The organism is Mucilaginibacter kameinonensis, from assembly GCF_003675385.1.
Classification (GTDB): domain Bacteria; phylum Bacteroidota; class Bacteroidia; order Sphingobacteriales; family Sphingobacteriaceae; genus Mucilaginibacter; species Mucilaginibacter kameinonensis.
Genome location: NZ_RCWZ01000001.1, coordinates 1,147,508 through 1,167,048 on the forward strand (window position 1 = coordinate 1,147,508; position 19,541 = coordinate 1,167,048).

A 19,541-nucleotide genomic window follows, 5' to 3' on the forward strand; every position below is an offset into this window, starting at 1 on the left:
AAAAGCTATATATTTACTTGTCTGCTATCTCTCAGGCACAGGATCAATTATGAACAAAATTTTTATGATGATGGTTATCGCGGCGGTTTTTGTATGCAGCGGTTTTAAAATTAATGACGATAAAAAGCCAAACATTGCCGAACTGCACCTCAACTGGCAGGTGATGGACAATAACTATCAAAATAAAAACGAAGCCCTCACCGCCTTGGTAATTACCAACAAAAGTCATGAAACATTGCCGGCAGCGGGATGGAAGATCTATTTTAACTCCGGCCGTGGTTTTACCAAGGCAGCGGTAAGCAACAATGCCTTAATTGAACAGGTAAACGGGGATATGTATAGCATCACCCCAACTTCAGGATTTAAAGAACTGAAACCAGGTGGAACCGCCCGCATTGAGTTTGTGTGTGATGATCCTGTAGTGAATATTACCGATGCCCCCGAAGGCCCTTATCTGGTTTGGGATAATACCCCCGAAAAAGGCTATTCTTTCGGCTCATATGATATCACGCCATATAAACCTACTTACCAGGGCCTGATAACCCCCGAGATTGTTTACGACAGAAATAAAACAGTTACCGATATCCCTGCCGATCAGTTGGTAAAAGTTTTCCCTACGCCAGTAAGTTATAACCAGGGCAGCGGTAGTTTTTCTTTTGCTCCGGGTGTTAATGTTTCATCTGCCGATGCGCGGTTCAGTAAGGAAGCAGCAGTCTTGCGTAATTATATCACCTCAATCTTTGGAAAAAAGGAAACAGGTAAATCTTCGAGCAATGTAATTTCATTTGAATATAAAGCTGGTTTGGGCGATGAAGCTTATGAGTTAAGCATAAAACCAACTGTAGTGACTATCCGGGCATCTGCAAGCACCGGCATATATTATGGTATCCAATCATTCAAAAGCCTGATCCCGGCAAGTGCATTGGCTAAGGCGCCGACTTCGGTACAGATTCCTTGTGTTGAGGTTTCCGATGCGCCGCGCTTTGCCTATCGTGCGGTAATGCTTGATGTAGCCCGTAATTTTCAGTCAAAACAACAGGTATTGAAGCTGCTGGAAGCAATGAGTTTGTATAAACTGAATACGCTGCACCTGCACCTGACTGATGATGAGGGATGGAGAATAGAGATCCCCTCATTACCTGAGCTAACTTCGGTTGCGTCAAAACGTGGCCATACGCTGGATAGCAAACATCATCTGCCTCCATCTCATGGTTCTGGTCCGGAAGTTAACAATCCTTTTGGTACAGGTTATTTCACTAAGGCGGAATATATAGAGATCCTGAAATATGCCAATGACCGTCATATCACCGTAGTTCCTGAAATTGAAACGCCCGGTCATGCCCGCGGAGCTATTAAGGCTATGAATGCACGTTATGACAGGTTAATGGCCGAAGGTAAAAAGGCAGAAGCCGAAAAATATCTGCTGTATGATCAGAATGATAAATCCGAATATCGCTCGGTACAATATTGGAACGATAACGTGATCGATGTATCGCTGCCGTCAACCTATAACTTTGTGGAGACTGTTGTAAATGATCTCATCAGTACTTATAAAGAAGCTGGCGCACCATTGCCAACAATTCATTTTGGCGGCGATGAGGTTCCTGCTAATGTATGGGAAAAATCGCCAGCTTATGTGGCTCTTAATGCCACTCACCCCGAAATACAAAGCACTAACGACCTTTGGTATTACTTCTATGGTCGTGTTAATGACATCCTGAAAGCGAAAGGCATCCGCCTTTCGGGTTGGGAAGAGATGGCGCTTCGTAAAACCACGCTTGATGGCCAGCCGGCTTATGTGCCTAACCCCGATTTTACGAAGGAGCATTTACAGGTTGATGTTTGGAACAATGTTTTAGGTGCCGGGCAGGAAGATTTAGCTTATCGCTTAGCCAACGGCGGTTACAAGGTTGTATTAACCTGTGTTACCAACCTGTACTTTGATATGGCCAATTACAAATCTTTTGATGAGCCGGGTTACTACTGGGGCGCGTTTTTAGGGATCGACAAATTCTTCTCGTTTATCCCTTATGATTACTTTAAAAACGCCGACGTTGATAAGCAAGGCAACCCAATAAACAGGAATATCTTTATTGGCAAACAACGCCTTACCGACTTTGGCAAAAGTAATATAGTAGGTCTGCAAGGCGCGCTTTGGGCCGAAACAGTTAAAGGTCCTGAAAGGATGGACTACATGATTTTCCCGCGCCTGCTTGGCTTGGCAGAACGTGCCTGGGCACAAGACCCGGCCTGGGCTACCGAAAAAGATCCGGCAAAAAGTAAAGAAGAATACCAGGCAGCCTGGTCAAACTTTTTGAATGTGTTAGGCAAACGCGAATTGCCGCGCCTTACGTATTACAATGGCGGTTATGATTACCGCGTACCAAAGCCAGGCATCAGTCTGCAGGATGGTAAATACCTGAGCAATGTAGAGTTCCCGGGCTTAACCATCAGGTATACTACTAACGGTAAAGATCCGGACGCTACAAGCAAAGTATACACTGGCCCGGTTAATTATAATGGCGGTGTTATCAAATTCCGCGCTTTTGATCCAAAAGGCCGGGGAAGTAATATTGCTGAGGGAGGAAGTAATAATCTGAACCCTTAATTTCAGTTTGCAGATTGTAAAAAGCCCGGTGTTTTGTGAAACAAAATACCGGGCTTTTTTAATTAACAATTGCCGCTGTTCATTAGCGGGCTATAGGTTGTGAAACTATGTCATTGCGAGCGAAGCGTGGCAACCGCACGGAAGCATAGCCGCTCTGTATAGCATGCGATTGCTTCGTTCCTCGCAATGACATGTTTTTTTATTTCTCTCACCATGATCTATGAACCATGAACTACCCACTACCTAATACATAAAATTCATCCCAACTGAATAATTCCTCAGCGGAGCAGCATTGTAGTAACGATTGCCTACAGCATTTAAATCATTACCCAGGCTGTACTTCTGGTTAAGCAGATTATCCGCGGCAGCAAATATTTCAAAGTGTGTTTTACGGCCGATGGTTTGCTGATAGCTTACCCTTGCTTGTAGTACATTGTAATGCCCGGCACGAACAGTGTTGGCATCGTTAAGGGGCATACTGGAAGTATAATTATGTTGGATAAACAATGACAAATATTGAGGGAACTTTATTTGCAAACTTGTTACATAAACAAAATCAGGCACTCCGGTGAGATTGTTGCCGCTGTAATTATTAGTTGCATTGGCATAGCTTCTGAATTTAAACTGATTGAAGGTGTATGATTCATTAAACAGTAAGCCCCTAATAAATGAATTTTTGTTTTGTTTTATTATCCAATAATAAAAAGATAATTCTGTGCCCGGCTGATTAGTGCCGCCGGCATTAATGTAATGCTCTGTTTCATCGGCATTCAGACGCCGTACAATGGCATTAGTAATACGGTAGTAAAAGATCGATAGATCCAGCATTAAGCTCTCGTCGTGATTCCGCAGGCGAAAGCCGGTTTCGTAGTTCCAGCCATATTGGGCCTGCAGGCTGGTGTTTACTATATTATCGGTTGGCCTTACTTCGGCAGTAGTGGGGGTAGAGTATCCGCGACTTATGGTTGCCCTCCAAACAAAGTCATTACTCACCTGGTATGACAAGGCCAATCTCGGCATCAACTGTGCACTAAAGTTGCGATTAGTAAAATTGTTTTGATTAAGCGGGTATAGGTTTTTGAAATCGTACCCGTAGTCGTTTAAACTTACAGCGGCCTCAACGTGCAGGCGTTTGTACACATCAGCAGCATAGCGCACAAATACAAAATGCTGATTAGTGTGGATATCATCAATAGTTTGGGTGGTATCTTTTACCCCTTTTTTATTGCCGTAGTTGGCAATATGCGAGTTGGTTTGCTGCCATTCAAAACCCAGATCAACTTTCCAGTCTAAGCTTGGTTTTTTATCGCCGGTTAACTCGAAATATGTGCGAAAACCATAAGTGTTTTCCTTGCGCTGTTCATAGTTGGTAATAAACGGGTTGGCAAAATCAACATGATTGCCAAATACTGCAAGGACGTTGCGGATATGGTCATTAAAATGATACTCGTTGGTTAAACCGCCCAGGTACATTTTGGTAGTAATGCCAATGTGCTGCTGGATAGCCCCCGGCAAAGTTGGTGTAGGCTGCCGGGCCAGCGTAGGGTCGGTATTGTATTGGGCAAGTGTTAAACCTCCGGGCGTTTCATACGCCAGATCTGAATAAATACCCAGCGCTTTTAAAGTGTTTTTGCCACTGTAGTTCCAGCTATCGGCCAGTTGCAGGTAGTTGCGGTGGGTATCGCTATTTTGCCTGTAACCATGATAGGTTTGAAAACTCTGATTAATGTTGAGCAGGTAATTGGTAGTTTTTAACTGCACTGCCGCTTTTTCGTGGAACAGCCCGTATGAGCCGTCGTTTATACCTGCCGAAATATAAGTACTGTCCTTATACCGGTTAAGAGGACTAAGGATTACCACGCCGCCCGAGTTGGCGCCAAACAAACTACCGTCAGGACCTTTTAATATCTCCACTTTTTGTATCGACGCGATATCAATAGCGTTTAAATAGCTGTTACCCCCGGCATCGGTAAGCGGGATATCATCAAAATAGATCTTCACATCCCTCACCCCAAAAGGCGAGCGAAGTAAACTGCCCCTGATTGATAAACGGTAACTTCCCGGCGAGCGCTCCTCGGTACGGATACCCGGAACGGTATTTAAGGCGTTTACAAACGAGTTATCAGGCTGGATGCGGAGCTGGGCGGCACCGAGCACACTCACGGAGGCTGGTACGCTGATGACAGGCTGATCGCTCAGATAGCCTTTTACAATTACCGTCTTGAGTTCGGTGGTATCTTTTTTAGCAGGCTTTTTATTTTGTGCATTGGCCGAAATAGCAGCAGCCAGCGCAAAAGTTATAATAGTAAACGGTTTTAACATAGGTTGATGATCAGGGACATCACCAAAAATAGGTGTTTATACTCACAAACCTATATCGCCGGTTTGTAAATATCTTGATGATCGAATGCCTTAAACTTCCGAAGTTTCAAAAACTTCGTAAGTTTCTCAACCTGGCGACAGCATCAGCGCGCAACCCGCCAGATCTTGTTTCCAGCGTCATCGGCCACCAGTAATGATCCATCTTTTGCTACAGCCACGCCAACCGGGCGACCGTATACTTTTCGCTTTGCAGTATCCGCAATAAAGCCCGTTAAAAAATCTGTTGTTTGGCCGGTAGGCTTATTACTGCTGAACGGAACAAAAACTACTTTATAACCCACCAGTTTTGAGCTGTTCCACGAGCCATGTTGACCAATAAAAGCCCCGTTTTGATATTCTTGCGGAAAGCTTGTACCGTTATAGAAAGCTAAACCAAGTGATGCGGTATGCGAACCAAGGGCTACATCCGGTACAAGCGTCTTTTTAACCATGTCCGGGTTTGGGTCTTTCTGTTTTAACACCGGATCTTCATGCTGGCCAAAATAGGCCCAGGGCCAGCCATAAAACCCACCATCTTTAACACTGGTCAGGTAATCGGGCACAAGCTGATCTCCGAGATCGTCGCGCTCGTTTACTGCTGTATATAGCACACCGGTTCCCGGCTGAATATCGATACCTGCAGGGTTTCGCAAACCTGAAGCATAAACACGTTCGCCAGTGCCGTCAAGGTTAATTTCCAGGATATCGGCGCGGCGCTTCTCGTTAGCAATCCCGTGCTCGGCAACATTACTACCTGATCCTACCGAAACATATATTTTACTGCCATCGGCGCTCAGGTGAATATTGCGGGTCCAGTGATTGTTATAGCCGCCTGCCGGCAGATCTAATATTTTAATGCCTTTGCCGGTTACTTTCATCTCGCCCATTTTATAGGGGTATCGCCACAAACCATCCGTGTTGGCAACGTAAAACCATTCGCCGGCGATGAGCATACCATAGGGTTGGTTCAACCCACTCAGAAAAACCGTTTTTGAATCTGGCATGCCATCACCGTTAGTATCCTTAAACAGCAGGATCTTGTTGGCGCTTTTGCCGTAATTTTGTGATTTACTTACACCAATAATATCCGCGCCAATCTTTTTTAGCCCGCTGAGCTCGGTATTTGCTTCGGATACAAACACATCTCCGTTTGAGGCTGCGTAAATATTACGCGGATTATCCAATCCATCGGCATAAAGGCTTACCGAAAAGCCTGCAGGCGCGACAGGTGTTAGGCCTTTGGGCCAGCCAATAACCTCACAAAAGTTTTTTACGGCTTTGGTCTCATATGGTGCAGCCAGTTTAACCTCCTGGTCGCTTTTGTTAATAACCGTATCGGCATTGTTATAATTGGCAGGTTTTTTATGCTTGCAGGCCACAAGCAAGGCACCGATAATACAAGGAAATATGATGAGGCTGTTTTTCATTTCGATGGAGTTTTATATACTAATAATTAACTTTTTAGGTGCAAGGATTGTTTGGGCTAAATGATTGTTTTGCAGGGCGTAATATATTCACGCTTTAACTGGTTTTTATGCATCGGCGTAAGCAAAAAAATATATTTTTGGTGGTTCGATGTTTTTATTTTCCAAACCATTAATGCGTTTTACCCCCGTTAAATTATTTCTGTTAATATTGTTTGCCTTTGCATTTACTCATGCGCAGGTAAACGCACAAGCAGTTGTTTGTAATGGAAGTCTTGGCGATCCTGTATTTAAACTTGATTTTGGATCAGGACAAGGATATGGCGCCCCCCTGGGAAATGATGTAACTGATTTTACCTATATACAGGGTTGCCCCGAAGATGGTCAATATACAATTGTAAATACAACTAATATAAAAAACGGAAACAGCAATTGCCACCCGGAAGGATGGCAGGTTGTAACTCATGATCATACAGGCAATACTAATGGGTACATGATGCTTGTTAATGCTTCGCAAGACCCGAAGAAATTCTTTACTTATAAAATTAGTGCCGGAACGCTTTGTCAGAATACCAAGTATGAATTTTCGGCGTGGGTTTTTAACCTGATATTCCAGGCGCATGCGGGCCCTGGCGTTCATGAGCCTGATATTACTTTTGTAATAACTAACGCCAACGGCGAAAAAACCATGTATGATACCGGCGAAATTCCGGCAAGCAGCGATCCGGAAGATTGGCGCCGGTACAGCATGTTGTTTTCTACCGGTTCTGGTAATAACGAAATTACCATTGAAATGATCAATAATGAACCCGGCCTAAATGGGAACGATTTGATGCTTGATGATATCCAATTTAGGCCCTGTGGCCCAACTATGCCGGTGGGCTTTTCAGACATTGCTACCAATATGCCGCAGGATGTATGTGTGGGGGAAACAAAGAATTTTAACCTTGTATCAAGGGTAGGGAACGATTATACAGATACAAGGCTACAATGGCAAAAACTAAATCCTAACGGTAACTGGGATGATCTGCCCGGAGCAACCGGCGCGCAACTTCCTGTTTCTGTTACAAACAGCACAGCTGTAGGGGCTTATGAGTATCGGCTTGCGGCTGCCGACGGAAATAACATTAACTCACCAACCTGCCGTACTTATTCACAGTCGCTTACTATAAGGGTTAATGCTTACCCAGATAAACCATCAATCATCGCTCCCCCAGTGTGCGAAGGCGATGCGCTTACACTCACCGCTACGCCGGGTGCAATAAGATATGAATGGACTGGACCGGGTGTTACCGAAGCTAATAAAGCTCAGAACCCGCTGGTAATTGATAATGCATCTGCGGTGGATATAGGGGACTACCAGGTTACCGTTTTTTCGGTCGGCGACTGTTCAAGAACATCGGATAAACTGCATGCGGTTGTGAATTTAAAACCTGTAATAACGGTTAATGCGCCCCCGCCAATTTGCAAGGGTAGCGCGACTATCATTAGCGCGGATGCTGCCGACGCTAAAAGCTATAGTTGGTTACCGGTTACCGGGTTGTCAGATCCTGCGGCAAAAAGTCCGGCTGCGAAACCTGCCGAAACCACTACCTATACGGTAACAGTAACCACTAATGAAGGTTGTACAGCAACTAAACAGGTAACTGTAACGGTTATGCCTGTTCCTGAAGCAAGTATAAGCCCGCAGAAAAAGATTTTTGAAGGCCAGTCGGTAGTGCTGGATGCCAAAACACAGTATGCCGATACATATCTGTGGAGCCCTGCCGAGGGACTTGATGATCCGACAAAAATGAACCCCGTTGCCAGCCCTACCGATGATATTACCTATACGTTGAAAGCCTCGTCGGGCATTGGATGCGGGTCTGTCAGTGTCAGTGTTTTTGTAAGGGTTTATAAAAAAATAGTCATTCCAACTACGTTTTCGCCCAATGGCGATGGTTTAAACGACTACTGGGATATTGAGGCTTTATCAACGTATCCGGAAAGTACAATGAATGTGTTTAGCCGCAGCGGGCAAAAAGTATACACCTCTACCGGTTATGATAAACCCTGGAATGGCGCCTACAAAGGATATGTTTTGCCTTCGGGGACTTACTACTATGTCATCGACCTTAAAAATGGTGCGCCATTATTATCGGGCTGGGTGTTTATTGTGCATTGATTTTGATGACCCGATATTACCAGTATAGTATATCGAAATAAAAACTGACCGTTGAGCTCTGCCTTTTACCGGGCGCTTGAACTTACCTTTAAGGTTTTAAGTGTTGATCTGGTCATGCAGGCGCGTTTTTCCCCGGTTTTTTTTCTGTTGATATTGTTTTATACGAATGTCTTTGCCCAAAGTATGGATTGTACCGGCAAGTTGGGGCATTGGCTATTTAAAGAAGATTTTGGCTCTGGCACAGGTCATGGCCCTGCCTTACCGGCAGGTGTTACTAATATGACATATACGCCATATTGCCCTGCCGATGGATTTTATACCCTGGTTACAGCTTCTGATGGGTGTTCGGAAGAATCATGGCATAAAGTAACGCATGACCATACCGGGAACAGCAACGGCTATATGATGATGATCAACGCGTCAAATGAACCGAGCGTGTTTTTTACCCGTATGGTGCCCTCTCTCTGCCCGGCTACTACTTATGAGTTTTCTGCCTACATCCTTAACCTGTTAAAAAATACAGTGATTGGACCAACAGTTCAGCAGCCCGATATCCTTTTTTCTATTGAAACCACAACCGGCGAAGTACTTGAAACGTTGCGTACCGGGCCAATTCCTGCTACATCGGGCCCAGTTTGGAAAAAATATAACCTGGTTTTTAAAACGCCTGATGACGTAAGCAGCCTGGTATTAAAAATCAGCAACAGCGCTCCCGGCGGTCCGGGTAATGATCTGATGCTGGACGATATTGAGTTTATAACGAGTGCGCCCAAATTAACTATTCCCACCATGTTTTCGCCCAATGGCGATGGCGTTAACGATGTTTGGGATATCACTAACCTTGAAGCTTATACCGATTGTGTTTTAACAGTTTATGACCGCGGAGGAAGTATTGTTTTTAAAAGCGTTGGTTATAGTACGCCATGGAATGGTACAAGAAACGGATCGCTCCTTGATATGGGGACTTATTACTATATGATCGATCTTAAAACAGGAGCCCGAAGGATATCGGGATGGGTGTTTTTGATGAGATAGGTTTGAGGGATTTAATTGGTTAAGCGCAGGTCAAAAAAATGTCATTGCGAGCGAAGCGTGGCAATCGCATGCTATACAGAGCCGCTCTGCCTCCGTGCGATTGCTTCGTTCCTTACAGCAATGACATTTTGTTTAAAAATCAAAATTTAATGATCTTGTCAATCTGCTCGTCTACAAACTTGATGGTATCGGGTTTAAACAGGTTGCCTTCTTCGTCAAATTCTTTGTGAATGGCTGCTATGTGCAATTTAAGCGCCATAATGTTAAGGTGCAGGTAATGACAAACGCCGGTAAAATGATCAACACCACGAATATTGCCGTATTTGCCTGATGATAAACCAACTAAAGCGGCTTTTTTATCATAAAAACTTTGGGGAAAACTGCAGGCATCAATAAAAACTTTAAGCACACCCGGAAAGCTGCCGTTATATTCAGGTATAAGAAATATAAACTTATCAGTATCGGTAACTATTTGCTGGATAGGTTCAAACTCCGCGCTGCGTTTATTGTATAAGTCGGTTTCAATAATGTTTGGAGGCAGTTGAGCAAGAGATAAAATGCCTGCTTCTACACCTTTTTCGCGTAGTTTTTGTTGATAAACATGCGCCAGTTTAAGTGTTGAACTTCCGGGCCTGTTTGTTGACGCTATAATGGTTATCATTTATTATTGGTAAATTGCTGCATGATCTGGTCAGTGATATCGTTGGTTTTTAACTGTTAACTTTTTGCTAATGAGTTAATTGTTTTTAAATATGATTTAAGTAATAATATTAAAAACTTACCCTGCCGATATTTTACTAATTGATCAATATTGTTTGTAAATAGACAAAAGCTGTGGAATTCTACATTATTTAATTCCGTATCTTTATCACCGGATAAAAACTTTACGAAAGTAGAAATTTCTGTTTCTATTTAACGTTGTTATAAATCACAGAACTATAAATTTTTTTAAACTATAGAATGAGTAAAATAATTGCTTTAGCCAACCAGAAAGGCGGCGTAGGGAAAACTACATCATCTATAAATCTGGCTGCAAGTTTAGCTGTATTAGATTATAAAACTTTGCTGGTTGATGCCGATCCTCAGGCTAACTCAACTTCGGGTATTGGTTTCGATCCCCGTAATATTAAAAATAGTATTTATGAATGTATCATCAATGAGGTTGATCCTCATGAGGCCATTCAGAAAACAGATACCCCAAATCTTGATTTATTACCTGCACACATTGACCTGGTAGGTGCAGAAATTGAAATGATCAATTTAAGCGGCCGCGAGTACAAAATGAAACAGGTATTTGAAAAGGTGCGCGATGAGTATGATTTTATCATCATTGATTGTTCGCCTTCATTAGGTTTGATCACCATTAACGCTTTAACCGCTGCCGATTCGGTAATTGTACCGGTACAGTGCGAGTATTTCGCGTTAGAGGGTTTGGGCAAATTGTTAAATACCATCAAAATTGTTCAGTCGCGCCTTAACCCGCAACTGGAGATAGAGGGTATCCTGTTAACCATGTATGATGTACGTTTACGCCTGAGTAACCAGGTAGTAGATGAGGTTAAAACTCACTTTGAGGATATGGTTTTTGATACCATCATACAACGTAATACCCGTTTAAGCGAGGCGCCAAGCTTTGGCGTTTCGGTAATTATGCATGATGCTACATGTAAGGGTGCAATAAATTATTTAAACCTTGCCCGCGAAATTTTGGAAAAAAACGGACTGGTTAAAGGGGAATCGGCAACAGCTACAGCAACAGTATAGTAAATGAGTGGTGAAAAGAGAAATGCCCTGGGCAAGGGACTGAGTGCGCTATTGAATGACACGCCTAACGTACAGCCATACCAAAACAGAAATAAAGAAACAGCAAGCCCTGCCGAGGTTAATGACCTTGGCTCGGTTAATGAAATAAAACTGACCGAAATTGAGGTTAACCCCTTTCAGCCCCGTACCGATTTTGATGAGCAGGCGCTAACCGAACTTTCAGAGTCGATCAAACTTCAGGGTTTAATTCAGCCAATTACGCTTAGGAAATTAGGCGCTCATAGATACCAGCTGATCTCCGGCGAACGTCGTTTTCGCGCGTCGAAGCTGGCTGGCTTAACCCAGATCCCGGCTTACGTACGTACAGCCAATGATCAGCAAATGCTGGAAATGGCGCTTATTGAAAACATTCAGCGCGAAAACCTGAATGCCATTGAGGTAGCCCTGAGCTTTCAGCGCATGATTGAAGAGTGTAACCTGAAACAGGAAGAACTGGGCGACAGGGTAAGCAAAAACCGTTCGACAGTTACCAATTACCTGAGGCTTTTAAGATTGCCGCCGGTTATCCAGGCTTCTATCCGTGATGGTGAGCTTACTATGGGCCATGCCAAAGCTATTTTAACATTAACTGATCCTGCTAAACAATTATTTATACATCAGCATATTATAAAGGAAGGTTTATCCGTTCGTAAGGTTGAAGAATTGGTAAGGGATATGCAAAAGGCACCTGTAAAAAAGGAGGGTAAACAACCCGAGCCGGTATCGTACCAATTGCAAAAGATCCAGGATGATCTTGCTTCAAAATTTAGTACAAGGGTAAAACTAAAAGTAGGCAGCCGCGGTAGCGGTGTTATCGAGATCCCTTTCCTTTCAGAAGATGATCTTGGCCGCATCCTTGAAATGCTTGATTGGTAATTGTTAATTTTAAAAATGTATAAATTCCTGTTTTTTTTAGGTGTATTCACTTTTTTTATTTTTGCCGCACAGGCTCAGATAGCTGACAGTACGGGTAGTAAAAAAAGTGATACGCTAAAAGTAAAGCACCCTGTTAAAACCCCATCAGGCTCATTTGCTCCAAAGATTGATCCTGCCAAAGAAAAAATCTATCATCCGGATAGTAATCATATTCCGCATAAAGCAGTAATGCATTCGTTAATGGTACCGGGCTGGGGCCAGGTATATAACCACAGGTGGTGGAAAGTGCCTTTGATTTATGGTGGTTTGGGACTGTTAACTTCGGCCATTATATACAACCAGCATTACTACCACGAATACCTGATATTATCAAGATACCGTCAGGGTATCGCGGCTAAACCGGGCGATCCTTATTATGAGGAATCTATTTTGTACGCCCAGGTGCCAGACGCCAACCTGAATGACGCCCGCGAAAACTCAAGGCGTAACCGCGACTTAAGTATTTTCGGATTTTTGGCCGTATGGGGCATCCAGGCTGTTGATGCTTATATCGATGCCAAATTCATCCATTCGTACACAGTTGATAATAACCTGTCGTTTAAAGTAACCCCGGGTTTAATTAATCAGCCGGTGTTCGCGCAAGGTGCTAATAATGCTTATATTCCGGGTTTAAAAGTTACCTTTACGTTTTAATAAGGAAAACCACAATACCTGAAATGAAGATAGCACTACTTGGCTACGGAAAAATGGGCAAGATCATTGAAAAGATTGCCATTAGCCGCAAGCATGAAATTGTACTTACCATTGATCATGAAACCCTTCATGACCTTACTCCCGAAAACCTGCAGAAAGCAGATGTTGTAATAGAGTTTACCACCCCGGCATCCGTATTATCAAATATTGAGCATTGTTTTAATGCCGATGTTCCTGTTGTTATAGGTACAACCGGCTGGTATGAGAAATTACCTGAGGTAAAGCAACAATGTATCGACGGGAATAAGTCGCTGCTATGGGCATCAAACTTTAGCGTTGGTGTTAACGTGTTTTTTCACGTTAACAAGCTACTGGCTAAAGTAATGAACAGGTATCCTTATTACGAGGTGCAGGTTGAGGAGATCCATCATACGCAAAAAATGGATTCGCCAAGCGGTACGGCCATAACTATTGCCGAAGGCATTATCAATAACACCGATACCAAAAACGAGTGGATTAATGTTTTAACCACCGATGATAGCGATGCCAATGCTAATGTATCAGCTAACCAATTGCTTATTGAATCGTTAAGGATTGATAGCGTACCTGGTACGCACACTGTTATTTATGATTCGGAAGTTGATAGCATCGAATTTAAGCATACCGCGCATAACCGCAATGGCTTTGCTTTAGGAGCTGTTTTGGCTGCCGAATGGCTGCATGACAAAAAAGGCTTTTACTCGGTGGAGGCCATGTTTGATTTTAATAGCTAATAAGCTTAAAACATAAATGACAATAGCGGGCTATATTGGGTTTTATATCTTGATAAGCCCGCTATTGATTTTAATACTGGCCGGGTATTGGAAGCTTTTCGAAAAGGCGGGTCGCCGTGGCTGGGAGGCGCTCATCCCGGTCTATCACCTTTACATCATGCTCAAACTAAGCCAAAGGCCGTTATGGTTGCTTTTGCTGCTTTTAATACCGGGCATAAACTTCATTATAAGCATAGGTATCCTTGTTGATTTCATTAAATCGTTCGGGAAGGTAGGTATCGGGCAAATTACCATGTCGGTACTGTTGCCTTTTATTTTTATCCCTAAATGGGGCTTTGATAAAAATACCCGCTATGTTGGGCCCTCGGGAAGCAGTGATTTCAGGGAGCAATATCGCGACCTGGATAAATCACGCGTACGGGAGTGGACAGAGGCTATCTTGTTTGCCGTAATAGCGGCAACGGTAATTCGCGGGCTTTTCCTGGAGGCCTTCACCATTCCCACGTCATCAATGGAAAGCTCACTAATGGTGGGCGACTTTTTGTTTGTGAGTAAGATCAATTATGGTGCCCGCCTGCCCATGACTCCTATTGCATTCCCTTTTGCACATCATACCATGCCGCTTATGGGTACCAGGGCTTATTGGGATGGTGTAAAGCTACCGTATTATCGGCTACCGGGCTTTAGTGAGGTTAAAAGAGGCGACGCGGTTGTGTTCAATTATCCAATGGATGCCGATTCGCCGTTTTACCGTCCGGTAGATAAGCAGGAAAATTATATCAAACGATGTGAGGCGGCTCCCGGTGACACCATAAAAATGGAATACGGACAGGTGTATGTAAACAACCGCCTGATAGCCAATCCGCCAAACGGAGAAATGGAATACCGGGTGCGTACAGATGGCTCAGAAAATGTGTTTGACCGAGGTACACAATATGATCTGCACCTGGAAGATATCCAGCAGTTTACTAAGGTGGATTTTACTGTCAATACCACAGCAAAATCGGCCGAAAAACTGAAAGCGTATCCTCACATTAAAGCTGTAAAGCCAGATATTAAATTAAGAGGTGTATACGACCCGGAGGTTTTTCCGCATGATCCCCATTTCCGGTGGAACGAGGATAACATTGGTCCCATTATTATACCGCGAGTGGGATGGACGGTTAAGCTGGACAGTACAACCATGCCTTTTTACCGCAGGGCTATCGAAGTGTATGAAAATAACAAGGTACGGGTTAATGGAAAAGAATTCCTGATCAATGGGATTAAAACCAACAGCTACACCTTCAAAATGAACTATTATTGGATGATGGGCGATAATCGCCACAATTCGGAAGATTCGCGCTTTTGGGGTTTTGTTCCGGAAGATCATATTGTAGGTAAAGCCGTATTTGTATGGATGAGCTGGGATGCTAATTCGCCGTCGTGGTGTAAGATCAGGTGGGATAGGGTATTTAGGAGAATTAATTAGATGTGCGGGGAGATGTGCAGATTTCAGATGTGCAGATGAGAGGGAGATGTGCAGATATGCAAATTACAGATCTGCAGATGAGGGAAGATGTGCGGATGTGCAGATTTCAGATGTGCAGATGAGGAATTTTTCGGAACCAATAATTAATATTGAAGAGCGTAACATATAACGTGTAACATATATCTTATATATAAAATATAAACATTAAAAAATCTGCACATTTGCACATCTGAAATTTGCACATCAATACGGATATGAACTGGAAATTCTGGAAAAAGAAAGATTCAAGTAAAGTAAAAAAGAAAAAAAGCGCGCTCCGTGAATGGGGCGACGCCATCATATTTGCAGTAATAGCCGCTACCCTTATCCGTACGCTGTTTATCGAAGCCTACGTGATCCCCAGCGGTTCGATGGAGAACTCGCTTTTAATTGGCGACTACCTGTTTGTGAGCAAGGTTAACTATGGTGCAAGGATGCCGATAACTCCCGTTTCCTTTCCGTTTATGCACCATACAACGCCATGGGGCACTCAGGCCTATTGGGGTGGTGTTAAGTTGCCTTACTACCGTCTGCCGGGCTTAAGCGATATTAAAAAAGGAGACATTGTTGTATTTAACGCGCCAATAGAGGCTGATTCGCCATATTTCAGACCGGTTGATAAACGCGAAAATATTATTAAACGTTGCCAGGGTACGCCAGGCGATACTTTAAGTGTGGTTGACGCGCAGGTTTATATCAATGGTAAAGCTGCTCCAAGCCCGGAAAGGGGCAAGGAAGGTTATTTTGTTGAAACCAACGGCCAGGAATTTAATCCGGCTATTTTAAATGAACTTAAAATAGAGATCAGGGGGAATACCGGTAACCGTTACGAAATGATGATGGGGAAAGAGTCGGCAGCTACACTGAAAACCTATTCCAACGTAAAGTCAATTGTGCCGGCTGTTACGCTTAAAGGCACCAGCGATCCGCTGAACCCGGTTTATCCAACCAAATATCCGCGTTATAAGATCACGCCTAACTTCCCGGATTTTAAATGGAATGTGGACAACTACGGGCCAATTATTATCCCTAAGAAAGGCTGGACAGTTAAATTGGATAGCCTCACGTTCCCGGTTTATGGTCGCGCTATAGAGATCTATGAAAACAATAAAGTAAATGTTGTTGGCAAGGATATCATGATTAACGGAAAAAAAGCCGATACTTATACCTTTAAGCTTAACTACTATTTTATGATGGGTGATAACCGTCATAATTCGGAAGATTCGCGCTTTTGGGGCTTTGTTCCTGAAGATCACGTGGTAGGTAAGGCATTATTTACCTGGATGAGTATAGATAGTACAGCCACTTTCTTTGATAAAATAAGGTGGAACAGACTGTTCAGGGGAATACATTAATTGAAAATATAAAAACACTGAAGTGAACGGAATTGGATTAGTAATTGCATTTGTTCTTTTTATAGTATTGCCATTTGCAGGTTTGTGGAAACTGTTTGAAAAGGCAGGAAGACCAGGTTGGGAGGGCATAGTACCGCTCTATAACTTTTTTATCATCATTAAGCTCACCGGAAGGCCTGTGTGGTGGTTCATCATGTTGCTGATACCCGGTTTAAACTTTTTAATAGCTTTAGGCCTGATTGTTGATTTTTTGAAATCGTATGGCAAGTTCACCTTTGCCGAACATGCTCAGGGTGTTGTTTTGCCTTTTATTTATTTCCCTAAATGGGGTAACGATAAAGACACTAAATATTTAGGTCAATCGGCCAGTCCGGAGTTTAGGACAAAATACAAGATTGCCTTAAAGAAGACCCAGGCACGCGAATGGGCTGATGCTATCATTTTTGCGGTAATAGCAGCTACCTTGATCCGTACCTTATTTATTGAGGCTTATGTGATTCCCAGCGCCTCGATGGAAAGCTCATTGCTTATTGGCGATTACCTGTTTGTAAGCAAAGTGAACTATGGCGCACGTTTACCCATGACGCCTGTCGCGTTCCCTTTTGCACATCACACCATGCCGCTTATTAACACTAAGGCTTATTGGGATGGCATTGAACTGCCATACTACCGTTTGCCTGGTTTAGCTGATATCAAGAAAGGTGATGTGGTGGTATTTAACTACCCGATGGATGCTGATTCGCCGTATTTCAGGCCGGTTGATAAACGTGAGAACTATATCAAGCGTTGCCAGGGTACGCCAGGTGATACACTGAGTGTTGTTAACGCGCAGGTATTTATCAATGGCAAGGCCGCTATTACGCCTCCTAAAGGTGAGATTACCTATGATGTTAAAACAGATGGAAACGAGCTTAATCCGCAGATTGCAACCGATTTGCACCTGTCAGATCTCTCATCTATAAACAACAACGAGTTTATAACCAATACCACCGAGGAATCAGCGAAAGCGTTAAGAGGATATTCTAACATAAAATCGGTTACACCAAGGTTAACACCAAGGGGCGCGTCTGATCCGATGAATCCGGTTTATCCAACCATTTTCTCTAATTACAAATTAGGGGCAAATACCCCTGATTATAAATGGAACGTAGATAATTACGGACCTATTATTGTACCTAAAGCAGGCTGGACAGTAAAACTGGATAGCTTAACATTCCCAATCTACGGTCGCGCTATAGCTGTTTATGAAGGCAATAAGGTTGAGGTAAACGGTAACGACGTTCTGATTAATGGCAAGAAAGCCGATAGCTACACCTTTAAACTTAACTATTATTTTATGATGGGCGATAACCGTCATAATTCAGAAGATTCACGTTTCTGGGGCTTTGTTCCAGAAGACCATATTGTAGGCAAGGCATTATTCATCTGGATGAGTGTTGATGACAACGCTTCGTTCATTCACAAAATTCGCTGGAGCAGGTTGTTTAATCTGATCCATTAGCCCCCTAACCCCCTAAAGGGGGAGCAATAGAAAAGGCCTGTTTTGCTCAGCAAAACAGGCCTTTTCTATTATAGAACTTAACTGCCGCGGGCTTTCAGCCCGTGGTTTAGCACGGTTTCAGCTTTCAGCTGAACTTTTTGTAAGCACATCATAGTCCCCACGGGTTACGCTGTGCTAAACCCGCCGTAGTGGCTCTATTCCAAACCTTTCCGCCAGTTGATTTAGATCTTCAACAACCGAATCAACTAATGGTATGCCATTAGCCATTCTGTCGGCTTCGGCTTCCAGCTCGGGTTCGCCGGGGATGATTACTTTTTGATCGGCATCGACTGTAGCCGACGATTTAAAGCGTTCTATCCAGTTATCTAAGTGATTTTTGAATTCATCTACCGGGCGGAAGCCGTCAACGCGCATAGCGCCTAAAAAGTGCCCAATGCCCTGGCCAACCGGATCGTTTGGCGGATCAAGAAATGCCACAAACGGCGGCACCCAGGGTCCATAATTTGCACCCGACAGTACTGCCGATAAAATATCAACCGTAGCGCTGAGTCCGAAGCCTTTATGGCTGCCATGATCACGGTCGCTACCCAGGGGAAGGAGTGAGCCGCCGGTTTTCAACGCGTGAGGATCAGTAGTGTAATTGCCTTCTTTATCCTGGATCCAACCTTCAGGAACTTGTTTTCCCAAACGTTGGGCTATTTCCAGTTTACCATTAGCCGCGGCGGAGGTTGCCAAATCAACTATCACCGGAGGGTATTTACCTGCCGGGAAAGCATAACACATGGGATTGGTACCCAGAAGTCGTTCGCTTGAAAAAGTAGGCGCCACCAGCGGACTGGCATTGGTCATGGCAAAGCCTATCATATCTTTCTCCACGGCCATCAATCCATGGTAACCGGCAATGCCAAAATGATTGGAATTACGCACCGAAACCCAACCCGAACCGTATAACTCGGCCTTTTTAATGGCTACTTCCATCGCATAAGGTGCAATCACCAATCCAAGACCCGCATCGCCATCAATGGTAGCTGTTGTAGGCGTTTCGTGAACTATCCGGATGTTGGGAGTTGGATTAATGCGTTTCTTCTCCCACAGGCGTACATAGCCGCTTAAACGGGCCACGCCATGCGAGTCAATACCCCGCAGATCAGATTTGAGCAGCACATCAGCAGCTAATACAGCATGTTCATGACTGCAGCCTATGGCTTTAAATACATCTTCGGTAAATGTGCGTAGGGTAGATGGTGATATCAGCATAGCGGCAAAGATAACCGTTGATTTTTTTGATTACGCTGATTTTGTTGATTTTTCGGGGATTTCACCGATTGATTTTTGTCTGAACCGGGATTTGGGGGGATTTTTGGGATGGGCAGGATTTTTTGTCTGAACCTGAATTTTAAGGAATTATAAGAATTTATCGAATTTGCTGAGCATTCTG

14 protein-coding genes are annotated in these 19,541 nt (G+C 43.6%); 10 read left to right on the plus strand and 4 right to left on the minus strand.

Translation table 11 applies throughout. The features are described 5' to 3' along the window. Positions 1-49: 49 nt before the first annotated feature. The gene (locus tag EAH55_RS05155; RefSeq protein ID WP_121808726.1) at positions 50-2,608 is read left to right on the plus strand and encodes a family 20 glycosylhydrolase; all 2,559 of its coding nucleotides are present in this window, start codon (positions 50-52) and stop codon (positions 2,606-2,608) included. A 243-nt stretch (positions 2,609-2,851) separates the two neighbouring features. Here EAH55_RS05155 and EAH55_RS05160 read toward each other — a convergent pair whose 3' ends face one another. Both EAH55_RS05160 and EAH55_RS05165 read right to left on the minus strand, forming a co-directional pair. Continuing rightward, entirely contained in the window at positions 2,852-4,930 is a 2,079-nt protein-coding gene (locus EAH55_RS05160; RefSeq protein ID WP_121808727.1) for a TonB-dependent receptor, read from the minus strand. 143 nt (positions 4,931-5,073) lie between these two features. Further along, complete coding sequence (locus EAH55_RS05165) at positions 5,074-6,396, minus strand: PQQ-dependent sugar dehydrogenase (RefSeq protein WP_121808728.1); 1,323 nt, start codon at positions 6,394-6,396, stop codon at positions 5,074-5,076. Between the two features lie 172 nt (positions 6,397-6,568). Here EAH55_RS05165 and EAH55_RS05170 point away from each other — a divergent pair, with 172 nt between their 5' ends. Continuing rightward, positions 6,569-8,557: a gliding motility-associated C-terminal domain-containing protein gene (locus tag EAH55_RS05170; protein WP_162996749.1), complete on the plus strand. Its 1,989-nt coding sequence runs from the start codon at positions 6,569-6,571 to the stop codon at positions 8,555-8,557. A gap of 51 nt (positions 8,558-8,608) precedes the next feature. Next, on the plus strand, positions 8,609-9,592 hold the full coding sequence (locus tag EAH55_RS05175; RefSeq protein ID WP_121808730.1) for a gliding motility-associated C-terminal domain-containing protein: 984 nt from the start codon (positions 8,609-8,611) through the stop codon (positions 9,590-9,592). 139 nt (positions 9,593-9,731) lie between these two features. On the opposite strand, the gene EAH55_RS05180 is transcribed toward EAH55_RS05175, so the two are convergent. Continuing rightward, the gene (locus tag EAH55_RS05180) at positions 9,732-10,253 is read right to left on the minus strand and encodes an NADPH-dependent FMN reductase (protein WP_112574751.1); all 522 of its coding nucleotides are present in this window, start codon (positions 10,251-10,253) and stop codon (positions 9,732-9,734) included. Between the two features lie 299 nt (positions 10,254-10,552). Here EAH55_RS05180 and EAH55_RS05185 point away from each other — a divergent pair, with 299 nt between their 5' ends. From EAH55_RS05185 to lepB (EAH55_RS05215), 7 genes are all read left to right on the plus strand, one after another. Further along, complete coding sequence (locus EAH55_RS05185; protein ID WP_121808731.1) at positions 10,553-11,356, plus strand: ParA family protein; 804 nt, start codon at positions 10,553-10,555, stop codon at positions 11,354-11,356. 3 nt (positions 11,357-11,359) lie between these two features. After that, positions 11,360-12,271 (plus strand): ParB/RepB/Spo0J family partition protein, encoded by a 912-nt coding sequence (locus EAH55_RS05190; RefSeq protein WP_121808732.1) that lies wholly within the window; start codon positions 11,360-11,362, stop codon positions 12,269-12,271. A gap of 15 nt (positions 12,272-12,286) precedes the next feature. Beyond that, positions 12,287-12,964 (plus strand): DUF5683 domain-containing protein, encoded by a 678-nt coding sequence (locus tag EAH55_RS05195; protein WP_121808733.1) that lies wholly within the window; start codon positions 12,287-12,289, stop codon positions 12,962-12,964. A 23-nt stretch (positions 12,965-12,987) separates the two neighbouring features. Then, a complete protein-coding gene (dapB, locus tag EAH55_RS05200) occupies positions 12,988-13,737 on the plus strand; it encodes a 4-hydroxy-tetrahydrodipicolinate reductase (RefSeq protein ID WP_112574747.1) in 750 nt (249 codons plus the stop codon). 16 nt (positions 13,738-13,753) lie between these two features. Next, the gene (lepB, locus tag EAH55_RS05205) at positions 13,754-15,208 is read left to right on the plus strand and encodes a signal peptidase I (RefSeq protein WP_121808734.1); all 1,455 of its coding nucleotides are present in this window, start codon (positions 13,754-13,756) and stop codon (positions 15,206-15,208) included. Between the two features lie 254 nt (positions 15,209-15,462). Next, positions 15,463-16,602 (plus strand): signal peptidase I, encoded by a 1,140-nt coding sequence (gene lepB / locus EAH55_RS05210; protein ID WP_121808735.1) that lies wholly within the window; start codon positions 15,463-15,465, stop codon positions 16,600-16,602. Positions 16,603-16,624: 22 nt separating this feature from the next. Then, a complete protein-coding gene (gene lepB / locus EAH55_RS05215) occupies positions 16,625-18,103 on the plus strand; it encodes a signal peptidase I (protein ID WP_121808736.1) in 1,479 nt (492 codons plus the stop codon). 174 nt (positions 18,104-18,277) lie between these two features. On the opposite strand, the gene EAH55_RS05220 is transcribed toward lepB (EAH55_RS05215), so the two are convergent. Continuing rightward, positions 18,278-19,360, minus strand: coding sequence for an Ldh family oxidoreductase (locus EAH55_RS05220; protein WP_121808737.1), 1,083 nt, complete (start codon positions 19,358-19,360; stop codon positions 18,278-18,280). Between the last annotated feature and the right edge of the window lie 181 nt (positions 19,361-19,541).

Bases quoted from the DNA above. Each gene is read 5' to 3' on its own strand.
- EAH55_RS05165 (WP_121808728.1), bottom strand. From the start codon at position 6,396: ATGAAAAACAGCCTCATCATATTTCCTTGTATTATCGGTGCCTTGCTT.
- EAH55_RS05185 (WP_121808731.1), top strand. From the start codon at position 10,553: ATGAGTAAAATAATTGCTTTAGCCAACCAGAAAGGCGGCGTAGGGAAA.
- dapB (WP_112574747.1), top strand. From the start codon at position 12,988: ATGAAGATAGCACTACTTGGCTACGGAAAAATGGGCAAGATCATTGAA.
- EAH55_RS05190 (WP_121808732.1), top strand. From the start codon at position 11,360: ATGAGTGGTGAAAAGAGAAATGCCCTGGGCAAGGGACTGAGTGCGCTA.
- lepB (WP_121808734.1), top strand. From the start codon at position 13,754: ATGACAATAGCGGGCTATATTGGGTTTTATATCTTGATAAGCCCGCTA.
- lepB (WP_121808735.1), top strand. From the start codon at position 15,463: ATGAACTGGAAATTCTGGAAAAAGAAAGATTCAAGTAAAGTAAAAAAG.
- EAH55_RS05180 (WP_112574751.1), bottom strand. From the start codon at position 10,253: ATGATAACCATTATAGCGTCAACAAACAGGCCCGGAAGTTCAACACTT.
- EAH55_RS05155 (WP_121808726.1), top strand. From the start codon at position 50: ATGAACAAAATTTTTATGATGATGGTTATCGCGGCGGTTTTTGTATGC.
- EAH55_RS05160 (WP_121808727.1), bottom strand. From the start codon at position 4,930: ATGTTAAAACCGTTTACTATTATAACTTTTGCGCTGGCTGCTGCTATT.
- EAH55_RS05170 (WP_162996749.1), top strand. From the start codon at position 6,569: ATGCGTTTTACCCCCGTTAAATTATTTCTGTTAATATTGTTTGCCTTT.
- EAH55_RS05195 (WP_121808733.1), top strand. From the start codon at position 12,287: ATGTATAAATTCCTGTTTTTTTTAGGTGTATTCACTTTTTTTATTTTT.
- EAH55_RS05220 (WP_121808737.1), bottom strand. From the start codon at position 19,360: ATGCTGATATCACCATCTACCCTACGCACATTTACCGAAGATGTATTT.